Genomic DNA, 21,743 nt, shown 5'->3' with positions numbered 1-21,743 from the left:
CGCCCCTTCGGGGTAGGCAACGAGCGTCGCTCAAGAGACAAGGAGCACGACGATGCCGAAGACAGGTAAGGGCGGGCAGGCCAAGCAGAGCGAACTGCCCAGCACACTGAAGAAATCACCCGAGAAGGCGCAGCGGACGTTCGCGAAGGCACACGACGCGGCGGCTGAGGAGTACGGCGAAGGCGAACGCGCGCACCGAGTGGCGTACAGCGCCGTCAAACACAGCTTCGAGAAGGTGGGCGACCACTGGGAGGCGAAGGACGAGAAGGGTCCGTCGGATCAGCGCGCGCGCAGCGGTGGGCCCAATGCCAAGGGCGACACCGCGGAGGGCGTGAACGCCAATTCGACGAAGAAGCACCTCATGGACGTGGCGCGCCGACTGGACATCTCCGGTCGGTCGACGATGAACAAGGACGATCTCGTCGAGGCGATCGAGAAGGCCAACCGCCGGGTTTCCGCGAAGAACCGCTGATCCTCAGCGCGCGTCGAAGGTCTCCAGCAGCGAGCGTTCCTGCTCGGCCTTCATCAGCCTGCGGGCCTTCTTCCGGGTGATCAGAATGCCGATGACCGCCAGGATCCAGACGGCATACTGCACGGTCCAGGCCAGCCTGAACGACTCGAACGAGTATCCGCCCGTGGCGCCGAGGATCACGCCCATCGCCTGCATGACCATCAGCGAGGCGAGAAATCCGCCCATGTTGACCATGCCTTGAGCGGTGCCGAGGGTGGCGCTCGGATTGAAGGTCCGCGCGAAGTCGAACCCGACCATCGAGCCCGGGCCGCCGACCGAGATGACCACGATCAGGACGATCAGCAACCACAGCGGCGCGCGTCCAGGCAAGGCGAGCACCACCGTCCACACCAGGGCGTTGCTCGCGATGATCCACAGCACCACGCGCGACCGCCGATGTGGATGGCGGCCGGTGAAGATGCCGATGGCGATGCCTGCCGAGATCGCCGCCACGACGGAGATGGTGAGCAGCGCGCCAGCGGTGCCCGCCGATTGGCCTTGCGCCACCGTCAGATACGGGACGCCCCACATCAGCGCAAAGACGGTCACGGAGAACTGCGTGCCCATGTGCGTGAAGAAGCCCAGCCGGGTTCCCGGACGCAGCCACACCGTCTTCACGCTGGCCAGGGTGGCGCGCACCGACAGGGTCTCCGTCGCGATGACCCTGCCGTGCGGCGCGTCTCTGACCAACGTGAGCACCAGGACCAACGCCAGGACGCCGAGCGCCGACACCGAGATGTACGCGGTGGCCCACGTGGTGCCGGTGAGGATGGCTAGGAACGGTACGGCAGACAGCACTTGGCCCAGCTGGCCGCAGATGCCCGTGAGTTGGGTCAGCAGCGGAACCCGGCGAGGTGGAAACCAGTGCGGCACGAGGCGTAGGACCGAGATGAAGGTGACCGCATCGCCGAGTCCGACGATGGCGCGTGCGCCGATCGCCAGAGGCAGTGACGACGTCAGCGCCAGCAAGAGCTGGCCGGTGGCCATCAATGCGGCACCGACGACGATCAGTGACCGCGACCCGAAGCGGTCGAGCAATACCCCGGCAGGCACCTGTGCGCCTGCGTACACCACCACCTGCAGCACGACGAAGGTGGACAGCACGCTCGGGCTGGCGGCGAACCGCTCGGCGGCGTTCAGTCCGGAGACACCGAGCGTGGTGCGGTCGAGCACGGCGACGATGTAGGCGAGCAGCCCCGTCGCCCAAATGATCCAGGCACGCACTCGGTCAATCGTTGCGCACGGGCGCCTCTCATGGCCAATCGATATCGGACGACGGCGATGAACTCGTGCTGCCTAGATCGCCATATCGGCAGTACAGTTAACATATGTCTCGTTGCGGAGCGCGCACGACAGTGGGTGTGAGCGGCGTATTGAGCGGATACTGTGTTGGCTGAATACCGTTTGGACGAACTCGCGAGCCTGTCTAACGTCAGTTCCCGCAACATCCGCGCGTATCGCGAACGGGGCTTGCTCGACCCTCCGCGCCGGAAGGGGCGGTCGGCGTACTACGACGATCATCACCTCGGTCAGCTGAAGATCATCACCGATCTGTTGCGCAAGGGCTTCAGCTCCGTGCACATCGCCGAGTTCTTCACCAGCATCCGCAACGGCCACGACCTTGCCGACCTGCTCGGTCTGCAGGAGGCGATCTTCGGCCGTCGGCACGAGGAACCGGCCGGGGTGGTGGCCATCGACCCGGAGTGCGACGAGGCGCGTCGGCTGCGTGCATGCGGGCTCGCCGAAGTGGTCGACGGCGAATTGAGGTTCCTCAACTCGAAGATGGCCGAGATCGTGGGCCGAGCCGCCGAGCCGCTGGACTACCTGCGGGCGATCCTGCGGGTGTACGACGCCGCCGGTGAGCCGATAGCGAAATTGGCCGCCGCGAAGGCGCGGGCCTTGCAGCAGTCGATCCTCGCCCGGTACGGATTGAACTTCATGCCGAAGCCCGAGGACATGGCGCAGTTGCGCCGCGTGGTGGCCGACTACCGCGACCTCGGCGACCAGGTCGTCGCCGACCTCCTCGGGGCTGCCGTGGAGCGCTCGCTGGAGACCGCGGTGTCGGACTACGCCGCGTCCGTACTGAACAGTGACTGGGAGCGCAAGGCGCAGTAGCGGTTACACCCGCGTGGTGGCCGGGTCGCCACCGAACCGCTGTGCCAGCCACACCGGGATGATCGCTACCAGCGTCAGTGCGGCCGCAACCACGTTGATGACGGGTGCTTGGTTGGGGCGGAACAGGTTTCCGAAGATCCAGATCGGAAGGGTTTGCACGCTGGGCCCCGCGGTGAACGTGGTCACCACGATCTCGTCGAACGACAGTGCGAAGGCGAGGATGGCACCAGCGACCAAGGCGCCGCGCATCATCGGGAACGTGATGTAGCGGAACGTCTGCCACTGCGATGCGCCGAGATCGGCGGAAGCGTCCTCGAGCTGGGTGCCGAGCCTGCGCAGCCGGGCCTGAGTGTTGTTGAAGACGATCACGATGCAGAACGTCGCGTGCCCGATGATCACGGTCGCCAGCCCGAGCGTGATGCCGAGTGCCGAGGTGAACGTTGCATTCAGCGCGATGCCGGTGACGATGCCGGGCAACGTGATCGGAAGCACCACCAGGAAACTGACGGTGTTGCGGCCGAAGAACTCGTACCGCTGAACGGCGAAGGCCGCCATCGTCCCGAGCACCAGGGCGATCGCGGTGGCGCCAAGGCCGACCAGCGCCGAGTTCGCCAGCGACTTCCACATCCCCGCGCTGTGCGCGGCGGTCTTCCACCAATCCAGCGTGAACCCGCTCGGCGGGAAGGCGAAGGACCGCGACGAGTTGAAGGCGTTGATGATCACCAGAAGCAGTGGCGCGTAGAGAAATACCAGCACCAGTACCGTCCACGCCCGAACCAGGTGTCGGGCTCCCGCCGAGAGCATCAGACGTTCTCCAGTGCACCGGTGCGGCGCATCGCCAGCAGGTACAGCACGATCGCGGCCAACGGGATGATCGACAGCGCCGCGGCCAACGGTTGGTTGTTGGCGGTGACGAGCTGGCCGTAGATGATGTTGCCGAGCAGCTGAGTCTTGCCGCCGACGATGGTGACGGCGATGTAGTCACCGAGCGACAGCGAGAAGGTGAAGATCGACCCGGCGGCGATACCGGGAAACACCAACGGCGCGACCACCATTCGCAACGTCGAGACGTCTGATGCCCCGAGGTCCGAGCTCGCGTCGATCAGTGAGCCGGGGACGCGCTCGAACGCCGCGAACACCGGAATGATCATGTACGGCAACCACAGATAGGTCAGCGTGATGATGGTGGCGATCAGCCCATAGCCGGGGCTGTACCCGATTGCCCACGACAGCGGGCCCTCGGGAGAGAGCAGCATGCGCCATGCGTACGCCTTGACCAGATAGCTGGCCCAGAGCGGGGTGGTCACCGCCACCACGAGCATCAGGCGCACGCGCGGCGAGGCGATCTTCGCCATGTAGAGGGCCAACGGCACCGCGAGGATGGTGCACAGCACCGTGACCACCAGTGCCACGCCGATGGTGCGCAGCGTGACGGTGCGGAACACCTCGTCGGTCAGCACCCGGGTGATGTTGTGGCCGGTGACGGTGCGCACCACCGCCCCGGTGAACGAGTTCGTGGTCCAGAACGCCGAAATCAGCAGCACCACCAGCGAACCCAGGTATGCGATGGTGAGCCAGGCCAGGGGCGGCACCAACAGGAAGGCCAGGCCGAGTCGCCGCGGCAGCCGGGGTGAGGCCGGCGGCGGCGCCGTGGTCAGCGCGTCGTCGGCGCCAACCGTCACCCCTTGATCTGCTGCCACTTGTCGACCCACTGGTCGTAGGCCGTGCAGTTGTCACCGCTGCCATCGACGCACTGGGTCTGGGGCGTGGTCCAGTAATGGATCTGGTCGGCGTACTTCTCGTCCGTCGCGTGATAGATGTCGCAGAAGTCCTTCTCGGTCGTGAAGTCGCACGCCTTCGTCTGGGCCGGCGCCTCACCGAAGTACTCGGCCACCTGTGCGTTGATCTTCGGCGAGGTGATCCAGTCCATCCACTTGTACATGCAGTTGGGGTGCGCGGCCTTCGCTGCGACCATCCAGGTGTCCGACCATCCGGTGGCGCCTTCCTTCGGCAGCACGGTGTTCACCTGGACCTTGTTGTCGGTCCCGATCGTGTTGGCGATCACCTGCCACGTGGTGCCGATCACCGACGTGCCGGACTCGAACGCCTGGACCTCCTTGGTGTAGTCCGACCAGTACTCACTGATGTTCTCCCGCTGCGCCTTCAGCAGATCGACCGCCGCGTCGAGCTGCTCGGACGTCAGTGAGTACGGATCCTTGATGCCCAACTCCGGCTTGGTCTTCGACAGATACAACGCGGCGTCGGCGATGTAGATCGGCGAGTCGTAGGCCGTCACCTTGCCCTTGTACTTGCTCGCCCCGTCGAAGACGGCACCCCACGAGTTCGGCGCGTCGCGCACGACGTCGATGTTGTACATCAAGAGGTTGGCGCCCCAACCGTGCGGGATGCCGTACATCTGCCCGTCCACCGAGTTCCACTTCTTGTCCTTCAGGAACGAAGAAATCGACTCGTAGTTCGGCACCAGCGAGGTGTTGACGGGCGCGACGTCGCCGGCGTAGATGAGTCGTAGCGTCGCATCGCCAGATGCCGACACCCCGTCGTACTGGCCGCTGCGCATCAGCTGCACCATCTCGTCGGACGTGTTGCCGACCTTGACGTTGACCTTGCAAGCGGATTCCTTCTCGAACGGCGTAACCCAGTCGACCGCAGGGTCATTCGAGCCGTTCTCCGCGTAGCCCGCCCACGCGATGAGGTTGAGCTCGCCCTCACCGTTGCCGATGCTGCCGAGCGGTTCGAGCTTCGGCGGCGTTGTACCGGAGCCGGAGCCGGAGCCGGAATCCGAACTGGAACAGGACGTCACCATTCCGGAGACCAGGACGGCACACGCGGTGAACGCCATGCCGAGCCGAACCGCAGACGAATTCATGGGAGCTCCTTAGTCATCACTCGAGGGATTGAGATCGTGTACGGCCTTTTCGGGCCACGCCAACGTGATTGGTGCACCGTGATGCAGAGTCGACGGCAACCAGGTGCTCGCGGTCAGGACGGTCGCGGTCAGCGTGACACCAGGAGAGGCCACGGCGGCGATCTTGGTCGTCGGCCCGGCATAGATGATCTCGGCCACCGTGGCGTCGACCGTCCGCACCCCTGAGACCGAGTCGGTACCGGGAGCGAACACCGCGATGCGCTCGGGCCGGATGGCGAACGTGCCGGTGCGGCCAAGGATGGCCTCGGCGGCGGCGCCGTCGAGCACGTTGGACGTCCCGACGAAATCGGCGACGAACCGATTCGCGGGGTGCTCGTACACCTCGCGCGCCTTGCCGATCTGCTCGATGCGCCCGTCGTTGAAGACGGCGAGCCGGTCGCACAGCGTCAGCGCCTCGTCCTGGTCGTGCGTGACGATGACGAAGGTGATGCCGACCTCGCGCTGGATCGCCTTCAGTTCGATCTGCATCTGCTCGCGCAGCTTGAGGTCCAGTGCGCCGAGGGGCTCGTCGAGCAGCAGCACCCGCGGCCGCCCGACGAGGGCCCGGGCCAACGCGACGCGCTGACGCTGACCGCCGGACAGCTGGGCGGGACGCCGTGGCGCGAAGTCGGTCAGCCGGACCATGTCCAGCGCGTCGGAGGTGCGACGGCGCCGCTCGATCTTCGGCACCCCACGTACCTTGAGCCCGTACTCGACGTTCTGCGCCACCGTCATGTGGGGGAACAGCGCGTACTCCTGGAAGACGGTGTTGACGTCGCGCCGCCGGGCAGGCAGGTCGGTCACGTCGACGCCGCCGAGCCGGATGCTGCCCGCGGTGGGTTGTTCGAAGCCGGCGATCATCCGCAGCACCGTGGTCTTGCCGGATCCGGACGGGCCGAGAAGCGCGAACAGTTCGCCGTCGTCGACGGTCAGGTCGGCCCCGTCGACTGCGACGACGCCGTGGTTGCCGTGCCCTTGGTTTCCGTGCCCGCTGAACACCTTGCGCAGGCCGATCAGCTCGATCTGCGGTTCGCCTCCAACGGTGGCGGTCGTCGACGCCGCGGCGGCGGTCACGGAGGGCGGCCCAGACGGCATGCGCAGAATCGTATGGATCCGTCGGTCAAACCGCACCCCAAAGTGCGGATTTCGTATGAAGCCGGTACTTCGCCGACGGGTTTCGTCTATTCAGCAACGTGAACGGATCTGTGAATCTTGATGCTGCCGTGACCAGTGGCGTTGACGGGGAAATTGATGCCGGTGTCATATTCTGTGGTTCATGTCGATTTCTCGACGCGACGTGCTGAAGTACGCGGCGGTCGCGCCGGCCGTGCTCGGTTTCGGCGGGACGCTGGCTGCGGTCTCCGCGTCCACGGGTGCGCCCTCGGCGTCGGCGGCTCCGCTCGGCGTGCTTCTCGACTATGCGGCGGGCGTGATCAGGGCAACCGACATCCGCGCGGCAGGAGCGGCAGGCGCCATCCGCTACGTCTCCGATCGGCGCCCTGGCGGCGCGTGGATGCTGGGAAAGCCGATCCAGTTGCCCGAGGCGCGCGACCTGTACCAGAGCGGTCTGAAGATCGTTTCCTGCTATCAGTACGGCAAGCAGGACAGTGCGGACTGGCTCGGCGGGCAGAACGCGGGCGTGCAGCACGCCAAGCGGGGCTGGCAGTTGCACGTCGCGGCGGGCGGGTCGTACGGCGCACCGATCTACGCATCGATCGACGACGATCCGACGTATGAGCAGTACAAGCAGCAGGTCGCGCCCTATCTGAAGGCCTGGGAGTCGGTCCTTGGTCGCCAACGCGTCGGCGTGTATGCCAACTCCAAGACCATCGACTGGGCGCTACAGGACGGCATCGGTTCGTACTTCTGGCAACACAACTGGGGATCGCCCAAGGGCTTCACCCATCCGGCTGCGCACCTGCATCAAGTCGAGATCGACAAGCGCAGCGTCGGTGGTGTCGGCGTCGACCTCAACCACATTCTCAAGCCTCAGTTCGGGCAGTGGGACTAAACTTACCGACCAGTAAGTCTTGCCAGCAAACTATTTGGCGCTAGTCGGTCGCTTGGGTAGACAGATTGGCCGCCGGTGTCGCTTTTTTCGCGACCGCCCCGAGGCATTTGGTCGCCGAAAATTTCTACATAACGATTCGGTAACAATACTGCCTTGATCAGCACAGTTGTAGCTACTCGACCGTAACCACGCTCCAGCAGGACGTTTGTACCGCAAGACTCTCGGGCCGCTGCAACGCTGCGTAACCCAATGTGTGGTTACTCGAGCGTAGAACTCGCCAGTAACCATTTGAGGGCAGAAAATTGCCCTGGCTCTTATGACACCCTTATTGCAGCTGGCCCATACCCGGGCTGCCCGATCGGGGAGTCCGGCCACGTCCCTCGATGCCAGAGATGGCGGGAGGTCGACCGGAGCCAGTCGAGATTCGACGCCGAATCGCACGACCCCGCACAGAAGCGGGGCCGCGCCCCAGACGACAGCCCAAAGACGAGCGATACGCGCCACAGCGCAACGAGGAGATGGCAAGACGTGACGATCAACGAACACGACAGAGTGACCACCGGCCGCAATGGCGATTCGAGCGACACGTCCTCGGCACTGACCAGCGCGAACGCGCTGGTCGACCTCCTCAACGCTGGTGAACCCTATGCCGTCGCGTTCGGCGGGCAGGGCGGCAACTGGCTCGAGAACCTCGAGGAACTGATCAGCGCCGCCGGGATCGAGTCGGAGCTGAGCGAGGTCGTCGGCGAGGCCGAGCTGCTGCTGGAGCCCGTCGCCCGCGAGCTGGTGGTCGTCCGCCCGATCGGCTTCCAACCGATGCAGTGGGTGCGCGCGCTGGCCGCCGACGAGCCGCTGCCGACGTCCAAGCAGCTGACCACGGCCGCGATCTCCGGCCCCGGCATCCTGCTGGCCCAGATGGCCGCGATCCGCGCGGTGAAGCGCCAGGGTCTCGATCTGCAGGGCACTCCGCCGGTGGCCATGGCGGGTCACTCGCAGGGCATCATGGCCTGCGAGTCGCTTCGGGCAAACGGTGCTCGCGACGCCGAGCTGCTGGCCCTGCTCCAGCTGATCGGTGCGGCCGGGTCGCTGGTATCGCGCCGGCGCGGCATGGTCGGACGCGGTGACAAGACGCCGATGGTGTCGGTCACCAACGCGGATCCCGACCGCATCGTCGAACTGCTCGAGGACTTCTCCACCGACGTGCGCACGGTGCTCCCGCCCGTGTTGTCCATCCGCAACGGACGACGGTCGGTCGTCATCACCGGCACCCCGGAACAGCTGTCCCGGTTCGAGCTGTACTGCAGCAAGATCACCGAGAAGGAAGAAGCCGAGCGCAAGAACAAGCTGCGCGGCGGTGCGGTGTTCGCACCCGTCTTCCACAGCGTCCAGGTCGAGGTCGGCTTCCACACCCCGCGACTGGCCGACGGCGTCGACCTCGTCGACCGCTGGGCCGCCAAGACCGGTATCGATGCGGCCATGGCGCACGAGATGACGGACTCGATCTTCGTGCGGCCCATCGACTGGGTCGCAGAGGTCGACCGGTTGCACGAGGCCGGTGCCCGCTGGATCGTCGATCTCGGTCCCAGTGACACCGTCACGCGGTTGACCGCACCCATCATCCGCGGCCTCGGCGTCGGCATCGTCGCCGCGGCCACCCGCGCCGGGCAGCGCAACCTGTTCACGGTCGGTGCCGCACCCGAGGTCGCGCCCGCCTGGTCGAGCTATGCCCCGTCGGTGGTCACGCTGCCCGACGGCTCGGTCAAGCTCTCGACCAAGTTCACCCGCCTCACCGGACGCTCGCCGATCCTGCTCGCGGGCATGACGCCCACCACCGTCGACGCCAAGATCGTCGCCGCGGCGGCCAACGCCGGCCACTGGGCCGAACTGGCCGGTGGTGGCCAGGTCACCGAGCCCATCTTCGACGCGCGCATCGAGGAGCTCACGCAGCTCCTGGAGCCGGGCCGCGCGGTGCAGTTCAACACGCTGTTCCTCGATCCGTACCTGTGGAAGCTGCAGGTCGGCGGAAAGCGCCTGGTGCAGAAGGCCCGTCAGTCGGGCGCACCGATCGACGGCGTCGTGGTCAGCGCCGGCATCCCCGAGCTCGACGAGGCCGTCGACATCATCGAGGAACTGAACTCGATCGGGATCAAGCACGTCGTGTTCAAGCCGGGCACCGTCGAGCAGATCAAGTCCGTCATCAAGATCGCCGCCGAGGTGCCCGACCGCGACGTCATCGTCCACATCGAGGGTGGCCGGGCCGGTGGACACCACTCCTGGGAAGACCTCGACGACCTGCTGGTGTCGACGTACGGCGAACTGCGCAAGCTGTCCAACATCACCGTGTGCGTCGGCGGCGGCATCGGCACGCCAGAGCGTGCCGCCGAATACCTCTCCGGCGCATGGGCGGAGCGCTACGGCTTCCCGAAGATGCCGGTCGACGGCATCCTCGTCGGCACCGCGGCCATGGCCACGCTGGAGTCGACCACCTCGCCCCAGGTGAAGCAGCTGCTGGTGGAGACCACCGGCACCGACTCCTGGGTCGCCGCCGGAAAGGCGCAGGGCGGCATGGCATCCGGGCGCAGCCAGCTCGGTGCCGACATCCACGAGATCGACAACGCCGCATCCAGGTGCGGTCGACTGCTCGACGACGTCGCCGGTGACGCCGACGCGGTCGCCGAGCGGCGCGACGAGATCATCGCCGCGATGGCCGCCACCGCCAAGCCGTACTTCGGCGACGTCGACGACATGACCTACCTGCAGTGGCTGCAGCGCTACGTGGAGCTGGCGATCGGCGACGGCGACAGCACTGCCGACACCAAGCGACGCGATTCGCCGTGGCTGGACGTCAGCTGGCGCGACCGGTTCGAGGAGATGCTCAAGCGCGCCGAGGCGCGGCTGCATCCCGCCGACTCGGGCCCCATCGACACCCTGTACGGCGTGGACGCCGAAGGTGAAGCGCTGCTTGAGGATCCGCCGCGCGCCATCGCCGCACTGCTGGCCCGTTACCCCGACGCCGAAGCGGTCAAGCTGCACCCCGCCGACGTGCCGTTCTTCATCACCCTGTGCAAGACGCTTGGCAAGCCGGTCAACTTCGTGCCGGTCATCGACAAGGACGTGCGGCGCTGGTGGCGCAGCGACTCGCTGTGGCAGGCGCACGACGCGCGCTACTCCGCCGACGAAGTGTGCATCATTCCCGGCACCGAGGCGGTCGTGGGCATCACCCGCGTCGACGAGCCGGTCGGTGAGCTGCTCGACCGCTTCGAGCAGGCATCCATCGACGAGGTCATCGCATCCGGCGCCGAGCCGGTCGCCGTGGTGTCGCGCCGTCAGGCCCGCGCCGACGTCACCGGACCACTCGCCGTCGTGCTCGACTCGCCCGACGTGCTGTGGGCCGGCCGCACAGCGATCAACCCAGTGCACCGGATTGGTGCGCCAGGGGAGTGGCAGGTCAACGAAAATCGTTCGGCGACACACCCGTCCACGGGTGCGCGCCTCGAGCTCAGCGGTGAGCAGGTCACGCTGAGCGTTCCGCTGTCCGACATCTGGATCACGATCCGCTTCACGCTGCCCGCGGCCACGGTCGATGGTGGCATGCCCGTCGTCACGACCGAGGACGCGTCGGCCGCCATGCGCGCCGTGCTGGCCATCGCCGCCGGCGTGGACGGCCCCGAGGCCCTTCCGCCCGTCGCCGACGACACCACCACGGTCACCGTGTCCTGGGATCCGGAGGAGGTCGCCGACCACACCGGTGTCACCGCGACGTTCGGTGCGCCGCTGGCCCCCGGCCTGACCCTGGTGCCCGACGCCTTGGTCGGGCGCTGCTGGCCCGCCGTGTTCTCGGTCATCGGTTCGGCCGTCACCGCCTCGGGCTTCCCGGTCGTGGAGGGTCTGCTGAGCCTGGTCCACCTCGACCACGCCGCGCACCTGCTCGCGCCGATGCCGAAGGCGACGGCCGAATTGACCGTCACCGCAACGGCTTCGCCCGCCGTCGACACCGAGGTCGGCCGCGTCGTCCCGGTGTCGGTGACCATCCGCGACGCCGCGGGCACCGAGCTGGCCCGGCTCGAGGAGCGGTTCGCGATCCGCGGCCGCACCGGCGCCGTCGAGCTGACCGACCCGCCGCGCGCGGGTGGGGCCATCACCGATAACGCCACCGACACGCCGCGCCGGCGCCGTCGCGACGTCACCGTCGCCGCGCCCACCGACATGAGCGCGTTCGCCGTGGTGTCCGGTGACCACAATCCGATCCACACCGACCGCGCCGCCGCTCTGCTCGCCGGGCTGAAATCGCCCATCGTGCATGGCATGTGGCTGTCGGCTGCCGCGCAACACGTCGTCACAGCCACCGACGGCAGGGCCACCCCGCCCGCGCGACTGGTCGGCTGGACCTCACGGTTCCTCGGCATGGTGTTGCCCGGTGACGAGATCGACTTCCGCGTCGACCGCGTCGGCATCGACCGTGGCGCCGAGATCATCGAGGTCACCGCGAAGGTCGGCAGCGACCTGGTGATGTCGGCGACCGCGCAGCTCGCCGCGCCCAAGACCGTCTACGCGTTCCCCGGCCAGGGCATCCAGTCCAAGGGCATGGGCATGGACGTCCGCGCCCGGTCGAAGGCCGCCCGCAAGGTGTGGGACACCGCAGACAAGTTCACCCGCGAAACGCTCGGTTTCTCCGTGCTGCACGTGGTTCGGGACAACCCGACCACGTTGATCGCCAGCGGCGTGCACTACCACCATCCCGAAGGCGTGCTCTACCTGACGCAGTTCACCCAGGTCGCCATGGCGACGGTGGCCGCGGCCCAGGTTGCCGAGATGCGCGAGCAGGGTGCCTTCGTCGAGGGTGCGATCGCGTGCGGTCACTCCGTCGGTGAGTACACCGCATTGGCCTGTGTCTCCGGCGTTTACGAGCTGGAGGCGCTGCTGGAGGTGGTGTTCCACCGCGGCAGCAAGATGCACGACATCGTCCCGCGCGACGAGCACGGGCGCTCGAACTACCGACTGGCCGCCATCCGGCCGTCGCAGATCGACCTCCCGGACGACGACGTGCCCGCGTTCATCGACGAAATCGCCGAGCGCACAGGTGAATTCCTGCAGATCGTGAACTACAACCTGCGCGGCTCGCAGTATGCGATCGCCGGCACGGTGCGCGGTCTCGAGGCGTTGGAGGAAGAGGTCGACAGGCGCCGCGAGATCAGTGGTGGCAAGCGCTCGTTCATCCTGGTGCCCGGCATCGACGTGCCGTTCCACTCCAGCGTGCTGCGGGTCGGCGTCGCCGACTTCCGTCGCTCGCTGGAGCGGGTCATGCCGCGTGGGGCGGATCCCGACCTCCTCGTCGGCCGCTACATCCCGAACCTGGTGCCGCGGCCGTTCACCCTGGACCGCGACTTCATCCAGGAGATTCGCGACCTGGTGCCCGCCGAGCCGCTCGACGAGATCCTCGCCGACTACGACACGTGGCGGAACGAGAAGCCAACGGAGCTGTGCCGCAAGGTCGTCATCGAGTTGCTCGCCTGGCAGTTCGCCAGCCCGGTGCGCTGGATCGAGACCCAGGACCTGCTCTTCATCGAGGAGGCCGCAGGCGGTCTCGGCATCGAGCGGTTCGTGGAGATCGGCGTGAAGTCGGCACCCACCGTCGCCGGCCTGGCCACGAATACCTTGAAGCTGCCGGAGTACTCGCACAACACGACTGAGGTGCTCAACTCCGAGCGCGACGCTGCCGTGTTGTTCGCCACCGACACCGATCCGGAACCCGAGGACGACGACTCCACCTCGGACGCCGCGCCCGCTTCGGCGGACGCACCGGTCGCGTCGGAGGCAGCGCCGGCACCGGCGCCTGCGGCCGCACCGAGTGGCGGCCCGCGCCCGGCGGACATCGGATTCGATGCCGCCGACGCCACGCTCGGGCTCATCGCCCTTTCGGCGAAGATGCGCATCGACCAGATCGAGTCGCTGGACTCCATCGAGTCGATCACCGACGGTGCGTCGTCGCGGCGCAACCAGCTGCTGGTCGACCTGGGTTCGGAACTGAACCTTGGTGCGATCGACGGGGCGGCCGAGGCCGACCTGGCCGGGCTGAAGACTCAGGTGACCAAGCTGGCCCGCACGTACAAGCCTTTCGGCCCAGTGCTTTCCGATGCGATCAACGATCAGCTGCGGACTGTGCTCGGGCCCTCGGGCAAGCGTCCCGCTGCCATCGCCGAACGCGTCACCAAGACGTGGGAGCTGGGCGAGGGCTGGGCCAAGCACGTCACGCTCGAGGTCGCGTTGGGTACCCGCGAGGGTTCCAGCGTCCGCGGCGGCGCGCTCGGCGGGCTGCACGACGGTGCGCTGGCCGACGCTGCCACGGTGGACAAGGTCGTCGACGCCGCGGTTTCCACGGTCGCGGCCCGCAAGGGCATCTCGGTGGCATTGCCGTCGTCGGGTGCCGCGGCTGGTGGCGTGGTGGACTCCGCCGCGCTGACCGAGTTCGCCGAGCAGGTCACCGGCCGCGACGGCGTGTTGGCGTCGACCGCCAGGATGATCCTGGGCCAGCTGGGGCTGGACAACCCGGTCAGTGCGCCCGAGTCGGTCAACGACGCCGAGCTCATCGACCTCATCTCCGCCGAACTGGGTTCGGATTGGCCGCGTCTGGTGGCGCCGACGTTCGACTCCCGCAAGGCGGTGCTGTTCGACGACCGGTGGGCCAGCGCCCGTGAAGACCTCGCCAGGCTGTGGCTGATGGACGAGGACGAGATCGACGGCGACTGGATGCGGCTCTCGGAGCGCTTCGAGGGTGCCGGGCACATCGTTGCCACGCAAGCGAATTGGTGGCAGGGCAAGGCGCTGGCATCGGGTCGCAACGTGCACGCCGTGCTGTACGGCCGCGCCGCCGCCGGGGCGGAGAACCCCGCACGGGGCCGCTACGCCGACGAGATCGCGGTGGTGACCGGTGCCTCCAAGGGCTCGATCGCCGCGTCGGTCGCCGCGCAGCTGCTCGATGGCGGAGCGACGGTCATCGCGACCACGTCCAAGCTGGACGACGACCGGTTGGCGTTCTACCGGACGCTCTACCGCGACAACGCCCGGTTCGGCGCACAGCTGTGGGTAGTGCCCGCCAACATGGCGTCCTACAGCGACATCGACGCGCTGGTCGCGTGGGTGGGCAATGAGCAGACCGAAAGCCTTGGGCCGCAGTCGGTCCACATCAAGGACGCTCTGACGCCGACGCTGCTGTTCCCGTTCGCGGCGCCACGCGTCGCGGGTGATCTGTCCGATGCCGGTTCACGCTCCGAGATGGAGATGAAGGTGTTGCTCTGGGCCGTGCAGCGGCTCATCGGCGGCCTGTCGCACATCGGCTCCGAGCGCGACATCGCGTCGCGGTTGCACGTCGTGCTGCCCGGCTCCCCGAACCGCGGGATGTTCGGCGGCGACGGCGCCTACGGTGAGGCCAAGGCCGCGCTCGACGCAGTCGTCTCGCGCTGGAAGGCCGAAACGTCGTGGGCGCAACGGGTTTCGTTGGCCCATGCGCTGATCGGCTGGACCAAGGGCACCGGCCTGATGGGTCACAACGACGCCATCGTCGGCGCCGTCGAAGAGGCGGGCGTGACCACCTACTCGACCGAGCAGATGGCGTCGATGTTGCTCGACCTGTGCGACATCGAGTCCAAGGTCGCCGCCGCACGTGCCCCGTTGCAGGTGGACCTGACCGGTGGTCTCGGCGAGATCGACATCGACATGTCCGAGCTGGCCGCCAAGGCACGCGAGGAGATGGCCGGCGAAGCCGCCGAGGACGACGACGTGGACCTCGCGACCATCCCGGCGCTGCCGTCGCCTCCGCGCGGCTACGCCGCGGCTCCGCCGCCCGCGTGGAACGACCTCGACGTCGACCCCGCCGACATGGTCGTGATCGTCGGCGGTGCCGAGCTCGGGCCCTACGGTTCGTCGCGGACCCGCTTCGAGATGGAGGTCTCGGGCGAGCTGTCGGCCGCAGGCGTGCTCGAGTTGGCGTGGACGACCGGGCTGGTCAAGTGGGAAGACGATCCGAAGCCGGGTTGGTACGACACGCAGTCCGGCGACCTGGTCGACGAGGGTGAGCTGGTGGAGCGCTACCACGACATCGTCGTCGAACGCGTCGGCATCCGTGAGTTCGTGGACGACGGTGCCATCGATCCGGATCACGCTGCGCCGCTGCTGGTTTCGGTGTTCCTCGACAAGGACTTCAGCTTCGTCGTGTCGTCCGAGGCCGACGCCCGCGCCTTCGTCGAGTTCGACCCGGAGCACACCGTCATCTCACCGGTGCCGGACGGGTCCGACTGGCAGGTCACTCGCAAGGCGGGCACCGAGATTCGAGTACCGCGCAAGGTGAAGCTCTCCCGCACCGTGGGCGCGCAGATCCCCACCGGATTCGACCCGACGGTCTACGGCGTCACGCCGGACATGACGAACTCGATCGACCGGTTGGCGCTGTGGAACCTCGTCACCACCGTCGACGCGTTCCTCACCTCGGGCTTCACCCCGACGGAGCTGATGCGCTGGGTGCACCCCAGCCTGGTCGCCAGCACGCAGGGCACCGGCATGGGTGGCATGACGTCGATGCAGACGATGTACCACGGGAATCTGTTGGGCAAGAACAAGCCGAACGACATCCTGCAAGAGGTGCTTCCCAACGTCTTCGCGGGCCACGTCGTGCAGTCCTACATCGGCAGCTACGGCTCGATGATCCACCCGGTGGCGGCATGCGCCACCGCGGCGGTTTCGGTCGAGGAGGGCGTCGACAAGATCAAGCTCGGCAAGGCGGAGTTCGTGGTCGCCGGTGGTTACGACGACCTGACGTTGGAGGCCATCACGGGCTTCGGCGACATGGCGGCGACCGCCGACACCGAGTCGATGCGGGCCAAGGGCATCAGCGACTCGAAGTTCTCCCGCGCCAACGACCGGCGCAGGCTCGGCTTCGTCGAGTCGCAGGGCGGCGGCACGATCCTGCTGGCCCGCGGTGACCTGGCGCTGGAGATGGGTCTGCCCGTGCTGGCGGTCGTCGGGTACGCGTCGTCGTTCGGCGACGGCGTACACACGTCGATTCCGGCTCCCGGCCTCGGTGCCCTGGGTGCAGGGCGTGGCGGTCGGCAGTCGCAGCTGGCCAAGTCGCTGGCCAAGCTCGGCGTCGGTGCGGACGACATCGCGGTGATCTCCAAGCACGACACGTCGACGCTGGCCAACGATCCCAACGAGACGGAGCTACACGAGCGGCTCGCGGCCTCGATGGGCCGGTCGACGGGCAACCCGCTGTTCATCGTCAGCCAGAAGAGCCTGACGGGCCACAGCAAGGGCGGCGCGGCGGCATTCCAGATGATGGGGCTGTGCCAGATACTGCGCGACGGCGTCATCCCGCCGAACCGCAGCCTGGACTGCGTGGACGACGAGCTGTCCAACGCGGCGCACTTCGTCTGGGTGCGGGAAACCCTGCACCTGGGCGAGAAGTTCCCGCTCAAGGCAGGACTCGTCACAAGCCTCGGCTTCGGTCACGTGTCGGGTCTGGTGGCTCTGGTGCACCCGCAGGCGTTCCTGGCAGCACTCGATCCGCAGCAGCGCGAGGACTACCAGCGTCGCGCCGGTGAGCGCGTGCTCGCCGGTCAGCGCAGGCTGGCGTCGGCCATCGCGGGTGGGCCCGCGTTGTACGAGCGTCCGGCTGACCGGCGCTTCGGCCACGACTCGCCCGAGAAGCGGCAGGAGGCCGAGATGCTGCTCGACCCGTCGTCGCGGCTGGGCGAGGACGGCTGGTACTCACGATGAGCGCCTGCGCCAAGGGCGAAGTGGGTCTGGGCTAACGTTCGTCGCATGAGCATCGTCGGGGTCGGCATCGACCTGGTCTCCATTCCGGACTTCGCCGAGCAGGTGGACCAACCGGGAACGGTGTTCGCCGAGACGTTCACGCCGGGTGAGCGCCGCGACGCCGCCGACAAGAGTTCGTCGGCGGCGCGGCACCTCGCGGCGCGGTGGGCGGCCAAGGAGGCCGTGATCAAGGCGTGGTCGGGTTCGAGGTTCTCGAAGCGCCCGATGCTGCCCGAGGGCATCCACCGTGACATCGAGATCGTCACGGACATGTGGGGACGCCCCCGGGTGCGTCTTTCCGGTGCCATCGGCGAGCACCTGAAGGACATCACGATCCACCTGTCGCTGACCCACGACGGCGACACCGCCGCCGCGGTGGCCGTGCTGGAGTCCTGACGCTGGGCCAACCCCCTCGGACCACGGGAGCCACTACCCTCGGCCGGGTGAGTGATCTCGTCGCCCGTGTCCAAGCGGTGCTGCCCTCGGTACGCGCCGATCTCGAAGATCTCGTCCGCATCGAATCGGTGTGGGCCGACCCGGCCCGCCACGACGAGGTCCGGCGCAGCGCCGCCGCGGTGTCGAAGCTGTTGTCCGAGGCAGGCTTCGGTGACGTGCGCATCGTCAGCGAGGGCGGGGCGCCTGCCGTGATCGCCCGGCACCCGGCGCCCCCAGGCGCGCCGACGGTGCTGCTGTACGCGCACCACGACGTGCAGCCCGAGGGGGAACCCTCGCAGTGGGCGTCGCCGCCGTTCGAGCCAACGGAGCGCGACGGCAGGCTCTACGGCCGCGGCACGGCCGACGACAAGGCGGGCATCGCAACGCATCTGGCGGCCTTCCGGGCGCACGGCGGCAATCCACCCGTCGGGGTGACGGTGTTCGTCGAGGGCGAGGAGGAGTCCGGATCGCCATCGTTGGGAGCACTGTTGGGTGCTCATTCCGACCTGCTCGCCGCCGACGTCATCGTGATCGCCGATTCGGACAACTGGAGCACCGAGATCCCGGCGTTGACGGTGTCGCTGCGCGGGCTCGCCGACTGCGTCGTGGAGGTCGCCACGCTCGACCACGGGCTGCACTCCGGGATGTGGGGTGGCGTGGTGCCCGACGCGTTGAGCGCGCTGGTGCGCCTGCTGGCCAGCCTGCACGACGACGACGGCAACGTCGCGGTCGCCGGCCTGCACCAGGGCGCCGCAGCCGACGTCGACTACCCGGCCGACCGGGTGCGGCACGAGACGGGGCTGCTGGACGGGGTCCGCGAGATCGGCTCCGGACCCGTGGTGCAACGGCTGTGGGCCAAGCCCGCGATCACCGTCATCGGCATCGACACCACGCCCATCGCGAAGTCGTCGAACACCCTGATCCCTCGGGCAAGCGCCAAGGTCAGCATGCGCGTCGCTCCCGGTGGGGACGCCAAGGCTCATCTCGACGCGCTGACCCGACACCTCCAAGAGCACGCGCCGTGGGGCGCGCGGGTGACGGTGACGCCGGGAGACGTTGGCCAGCCGTACGCGATCGACGCCTCGGGGGAGGTGTACGACGCGGCCAGGGCGGCGTTCCGGGAAGCGTGGGGCCGCGAACCCGTCGACACCGGAGTGGGCGGCTCGATCCCGTTCATCGCCGAGTTCGCCGCCGCGTACCCGTCCGCCGCGATCCTGGTGACTGGTGTCGAGGACCCGGCCACTCAGGCGCACAGCATCGACGAGAGCCTGCACCTCGGCGTGCTGGAACGCGCGGCGATCAGTGAGGCGCTGTTGTTGGAGAAGCTCGGGGGTTAGGTCCTGCGTGCTATGGCCATTTTCTACGTCAGGGTCGTGATTTCGGCTCAGTGTGCCGAATCCACAGCCGCGATGTAGAAAACGCGCATAGGACCACGAACGGTAGGGTGCCGCAGCCGCGGACAGGCAGTTAGATCCGGCGGGCAGGAGCGCAGCGACTCGCGGATTTAGACCGAGATGTCGCGCCGCAACTTGGCGACGTGGCCAGTGGCCTTGACGTTGTACTGGGCGACTTCGATCTTGCCCTTCTCGTCGACCACGAACGTCGAGCGGATGACGCCCTGAACTGTCTTGCCGTACATGGTCTTTTCGCCGAAGGCGCCCCACGCCGTCAGCACGTCGCGGTCGGGGTCGGACAGCAGCGGGAACGTCAGACCCTCGGCGTCGCGGAACTTCGCGAGCTTCGCGGGCTTGTCGGGCGAGATGCCGATGACGTCGAGGCCGGCCTCGTTGAGTTCGGCGAGGCTGTCGCGGAAGTCGCACGCCTGCTTGGTGCAACCGGGGGTCGATGCTGCGGGGTAGAAGTAGACGATGACCTTGCGGCCCTTGTAGTCGCTCAGCTTCACCGTGTTGCCGTCGGCGTCGGTAAGAGTGAACGCGGGCGCTTCGTCGCCCACCTGGAGACGAGGAGTCGGTGGCATGGGTGGGTGTCCCTTCGGTCGGCCGGCGCGTCGGATCGCCGCCGCGCTGAACTAGGGTAGTTCGGCAAGGCAGTGACGCGAGTTGGAGGGGTTGACGTGGCGGACCGGGATCCGGACAACATCAAGCAGGACATCGACCAGGCTCGCGATCAGTTGGCGTCGACCGTGGACGCGCTGGCCGAGCGGGCGAATCCGCGCAGGCTCGCGGACGATGCCAAGGCGGGCGTGGTGAACTTCGTGAAGACGCCAGTGGTGGCGGTATCGCTCGCCGGCATCGGCACGCTGGTGGTGGTCTTGTTGATCCGCCGGGTCAGGCGGCGCTGAACCGCCGTCAGCGACGACGGCCGAACCGGAACCAGTCGCCGAACCCGCGGCTGGGCGGATTTGCCGTGCGCCCGAGCCTGCTGCAGGTGTAAACCGTGATGATCCCTGTCGGATCGGACGTGTCCTCGATCTCCAGGATGGGCAGGGTCTCCGTCATCGATGCGCTTGTAATAGTCATCAGCGAAGACCTCCCTTCCCATCTCGATCGGCTGATCGGGCGACGCCCGGCGTTGCTCAGCTAATCCTATGGTATCAGCTGTACCCAATTGCTCGCGGATTCAAACTTTGAGGGTTTTGGCTGCCGAACCTTCCGCTACCGGGGGTTTCGTTAGTCGTTCGCCGCTGGATACTGACACCCATGCCGATTACAGCACATAGCTACGGCGTGTGCTGGCGAATCACAGAGAAAATTGACCAGGACGTCAGTACCAGCAGGTTCCTTGACGGTTCCGCAAAATCTCGGCTCGTACTCCACGGCGAAGGTCGGTCGGCCACGGCGACCGCCACGCTCAGAGCAACCAACGACCCGTTGCTTGGATCATCCGGTCGGTGCCGACACGAGTGCGCGTGGCAAAATCAGCGCGCCGGCGCCCACCCCATGAGCCGAGATCTGATCCGCGACGTCGCCGACTTCAACACGTATCCGCCGCTGCGGCTCAAGACCGGCGCAGACCCGCCGGCGAAGTCCTGGAACTGCGGCCTGAACGTCAGAGGGGCGGGCTTGTACCAGAGGTTCCCGTAGAACTGGGTGCGCTGCGCGGGCAGGTGGTCGTAGTGGGCCCGAACGGCGTGCAGCGTGTCGTGGCGGGGGGAGAAGATGACGATGCTGTTGTTCGCCGTCTGGCGCTTCTGGGTGTCGCACCACGCCCACGGAATCCAGCACGTCTCCGCGTCCGGATTGTCCCTCCAGAAGTCGGCGACGAAGCTCCACTCGGGCTTCAGCGTCATGTAGTGGGTGTGATAGTCGGCGTCGTCGGACTGGCCGGGGTTGACGTTCAGCATCCACGTCAACGCCTTCTGCCTGATGTCGGGGTGCGGGCTGATCTCGTAACCGTTCAAGTACTTCTGCAGGCCGCAATCCAGCACGGTCGGCGCCGACACGCCGAACTTCGCAATCAGCAGCTCGCTCCACTCGGGGGACTGGAAGAACGCGTCGAGCGATCGGACCGCATCGGATTGCGGTGTGGCGCAGCGCAACGCCATCCCCTTGCCCTCACAGGCGGCGTGCGTGTTCTTCGGCTTCACGGCGGTTTCCAGCCACTGCACGTATTCCTGGCGGGACTTCGTGCAGCCGGGAAACTCGATCGGCTGGTAGCTCGCGGCGTCCAGCGACGAGAACATGGCGTCGACGTTCGCGGCCTGCGGGAGCGTCACGTCGGGGGACTGCACGACGGCGGCGAAGTCCGCCTCGGAGAGGAGGTTGTCGATGTAGACGTGCGGAAACGGGTCGTTTGGGATCTCCGCTGCCTCGAACTTGTCGAGCAGATAGGTGAAATCGGGCATGCTGCAGGACCCCCCGTGCCGTTGGGTTTTCAGCTGCCGAGCTTAGCCGAACACGTCATGTCACTGCGTCGGACTCGTTGGAGGGCTGCGCCTTCGCAATGTTGAAGCCGACGGCGCCATGGATGACGCTCAA

At 67.3% G+C, this 21,743-nt stretch carries 15 protein-coding genes; 7 read left to right on the top strand and 8 right to left on the bottom strand.

The genetic code is table 11. The features are described from left to right. The first annotated feature begins 52 nt into the window (after window positions 1-52). On the top strand, window positions 53-472 hold the full coding sequence (locus tag N536_RS0116805) for a ChaB family protein (protein WP_029114653.1): 420 nt from the start codon (window positions 53-55) through the stop codon (window positions 470-472). Between the two features lie 3 nt (window positions 473-475). Here the strand turns inward: N536_RS0116805 and N536_RS0116800 are convergent, their stop codons facing one another. Next, window positions 476-1,735, bottom strand: coding sequence for a nitrate/nitrite transporter (locus N536_RS0116800; RefSeq protein WP_029114652.1), 1,260 nt, complete (start codon window positions 1,733-1,735; stop codon window positions 476-478). Window positions 1,736-1,900: 165 nt separating this feature from the next. Here N536_RS0116800 and N536_RS0116795 point away from each other — a divergent pair, with 165 nt between their 5' ends. Continuing rightward, window positions 1,901-2,626: a MerR family transcriptional regulator gene (locus N536_RS0116795; RefSeq protein ID WP_029114651.1), complete on the top strand. Its 726-nt coding sequence runs from the start codon at window positions 1,901-1,903 to the stop codon at window positions 2,624-2,626. A 3-nt stretch (window positions 2,627-2,629) separates the two neighbouring features. Here N536_RS0116795 and N536_RS0116790 read toward each other — a convergent pair whose 3' ends face one another. Genes N536_RS0116790 through N536_RS0116775 form a run of 4 tightly spaced genes read right to left on the bottom strand, consistent with a single transcriptional unit; the run spans window position 2,630 to window position 6,647 of the window. Next, complete coding sequence (locus N536_RS0116790) at window positions 2,630-3,430, bottom strand: ABC transporter permease (RefSeq protein WP_036436638.1); 801 nt, start codon at window positions 3,428-3,430, stop codon at window positions 2,630-2,632. Continuing rightward, window positions 3,430-4,284, bottom strand: coding sequence for an ABC transporter permease (locus N536_RS0116785; RefSeq protein WP_197040164.1), 855 nt, complete (start codon window positions 4,282-4,284; stop codon window positions 3,430-3,432). Before N536_RS0116785 ends, N536_RS0116790 begins: the two co-directional genes overlap by 1 nt. Window positions 4,285-4,304: 20 nt before the next feature. Next, window positions 4,305-5,513 (bottom strand): ABC transporter substrate-binding protein, encoded by a 1,209-nt coding sequence (locus N536_RS0116780; protein ID WP_029114648.1) that lies wholly within the window; start codon window positions 5,511-5,513, stop codon window positions 4,305-4,307. A 9-nt stretch (window positions 5,514-5,522) separates the two neighbouring features. Next, window positions 5,523-6,647 (bottom strand): ABC transporter ATP-binding protein, encoded by a 1,125-nt coding sequence (locus N536_RS0116775; protein WP_029114647.1) that lies wholly within the window; start codon window positions 6,645-6,647, stop codon window positions 5,523-5,525. A 181-nt stretch (window positions 6,648-6,828) separates the two neighbouring features. Here N536_RS0116775 and N536_RS0116770 point away from each other — a divergent pair, with 181 nt between their 5' ends. From N536_RS0116770 to N536_RS0116755, 4 genes are all read left to right on the top strand, one after another. Further along, window positions 6,829-7,563, top strand: a complete 735-nt coding sequence (locus N536_RS0116770) for a DUF1906 domain-containing protein (protein WP_029114646.1) — start codon at window positions 6,829-6,831, stop codon at window positions 7,561-7,563. A 528-nt stretch (window positions 7,564-8,091) separates the two neighbouring features. After that, complete coding sequence (locus tag N536_RS0116765) at window positions 8,092-17,331, top strand: type I polyketide synthase (protein ID WP_029114645.1); 9,240 nt, start codon at window positions 8,092-8,094, stop codon at window positions 17,329-17,331. A 45-nt stretch (window positions 17,332-17,376) separates the two neighbouring features. Continuing rightward, window positions 17,377-17,766, top strand: a complete 390-nt coding sequence (locus N536_RS0116760; protein WP_029114644.1) for a holo-ACP synthase — start codon at window positions 17,377-17,379, stop codon at window positions 17,764-17,766. Then, a complete protein-coding gene (locus N536_RS0116755) occupies window positions 17,763-19,142 on the top strand; it encodes a dipeptidase (protein WP_197040163.1) in 1,380 nt (459 codons plus the stop codon). Before N536_RS0116760 ends, N536_RS0116755 begins: the two co-directional genes overlap by 4 nt. A 167-nt stretch (window positions 19,143-19,309) precedes the next feature. On the opposite strand, the gene bcp is transcribed toward N536_RS0116755, so the two are convergent. Then, complete coding sequence (gene bcp / locus N536_RS0116750; RefSeq protein WP_029114642.1) at window positions 19,310-19,783, bottom strand: thioredoxin-dependent thiol peroxidase; 474 nt, start codon at window positions 19,781-19,783, stop codon at window positions 19,310-19,312. A 96-nt stretch (window positions 19,784-19,879) separates the two neighbouring features. Here bcp and N536_RS0116745 point away from each other — a divergent pair, with 96 nt between their 5' ends. After that, window positions 19,880-20,107: a DUF3618 domain-containing protein gene (locus tag N536_RS0116745; RefSeq protein ID WP_029114641.1), complete on the top strand. Its 228-nt coding sequence runs from the start codon at window positions 19,880-19,882 to the stop codon at window positions 20,105-20,107. Window positions 20,108-20,114: 7 nt separating this feature from the next. On the opposite strand, the gene N536_RS42240 is transcribed toward N536_RS0116745, so the two are convergent. Further along, window positions 20,115-20,285, bottom strand: coding sequence for a hypothetical protein (locus tag N536_RS42240; protein WP_155948626.1), 171 nt, complete (start codon window positions 20,283-20,285; stop codon window positions 20,115-20,117). Between the two features lie 398 nt (window positions 20,286-20,683). Continuing rightward, a complete protein-coding gene (locus N536_RS38710; RefSeq protein WP_051574561.1) occupies window positions 20,684-21,610 on the bottom strand; it encodes a hypothetical protein in 927 nt (308 codons plus the stop codon). Between the last annotated feature and the right edge of the window lie 133 nt (window positions 21,611-21,743).

The organism is Mycobacterium sp. URHB0044, from assembly GCF_000620625.1.
Lineage (GTDB): Bacteria > Actinomycetota > Actinomycetes > Mycobacteriales > Mycobacteriaceae > Mycobacterium.
This window is presented reverse-complemented; position numbering and strand designations above follow the sequence as displayed.

Excerpts from the sequence above, each read along its gene's own strand:
- N536_RS0116790 (WP_036436638.1), bottom strand. The coding sequence starts at position 3,430 with ATGCTCTCGGCGGGAGCCCGACACCTGGTTCGGGCGTGGACGGTACTG.
- bcp (WP_029114642.1), bottom strand. The coding sequence starts at position 19,783 with ATGCCACCGACTCCTCGTCTCCAGGTGGGCGACGAAGCGCCCGCGTTC.
- N536_RS42240 (WP_155948626.1), bottom strand. The coding sequence starts at position 20,285 with ATGACTATTACAAGCGCATCGATGACGGAGACCCTGCCCATCCTGGAG.
- N536_RS0116770 (WP_029114646.1), top strand. The coding sequence starts at position 6,829 with ATGTCGATTTCTCGACGCGACGTGCTGAAGTACGCGGCGGTCGCGCCG.
- N536_RS0116805 (WP_029114653.1), top strand. The coding sequence starts at position 53 with ATGCCGAAGACAGGTAAGGGCGGGCAGGCCAAGCAGAGCGAACTGCCC.
- N536_RS0116775 (WP_029114647.1), bottom strand. The coding sequence starts at position 6,647 with ATGCCGTCTGGGCCGCCCTCCGTGACCGCCGCCGCGGCGTCGACGACC.
- N536_RS38710 (WP_051574561.1), bottom strand. The coding sequence starts at position 21,610 with ATGCCCGATTTCACCTATCTGCTCGACAAGTTCGAGGCAGCGGAGATC.
- N536_RS0116760 (WP_029114644.1), top strand. The coding sequence starts at position 17,377 with ATGAGCATCGTCGGGGTCGGCATCGACCTGGTCTCCATTCCGGACTTC.
- N536_RS0116780 (WP_029114648.1), bottom strand. The coding sequence starts at position 5,513 with ATGAATTCGTCTGCGGTTCGGCTCGGCATGGCGTTCACCGCGTGTGCC.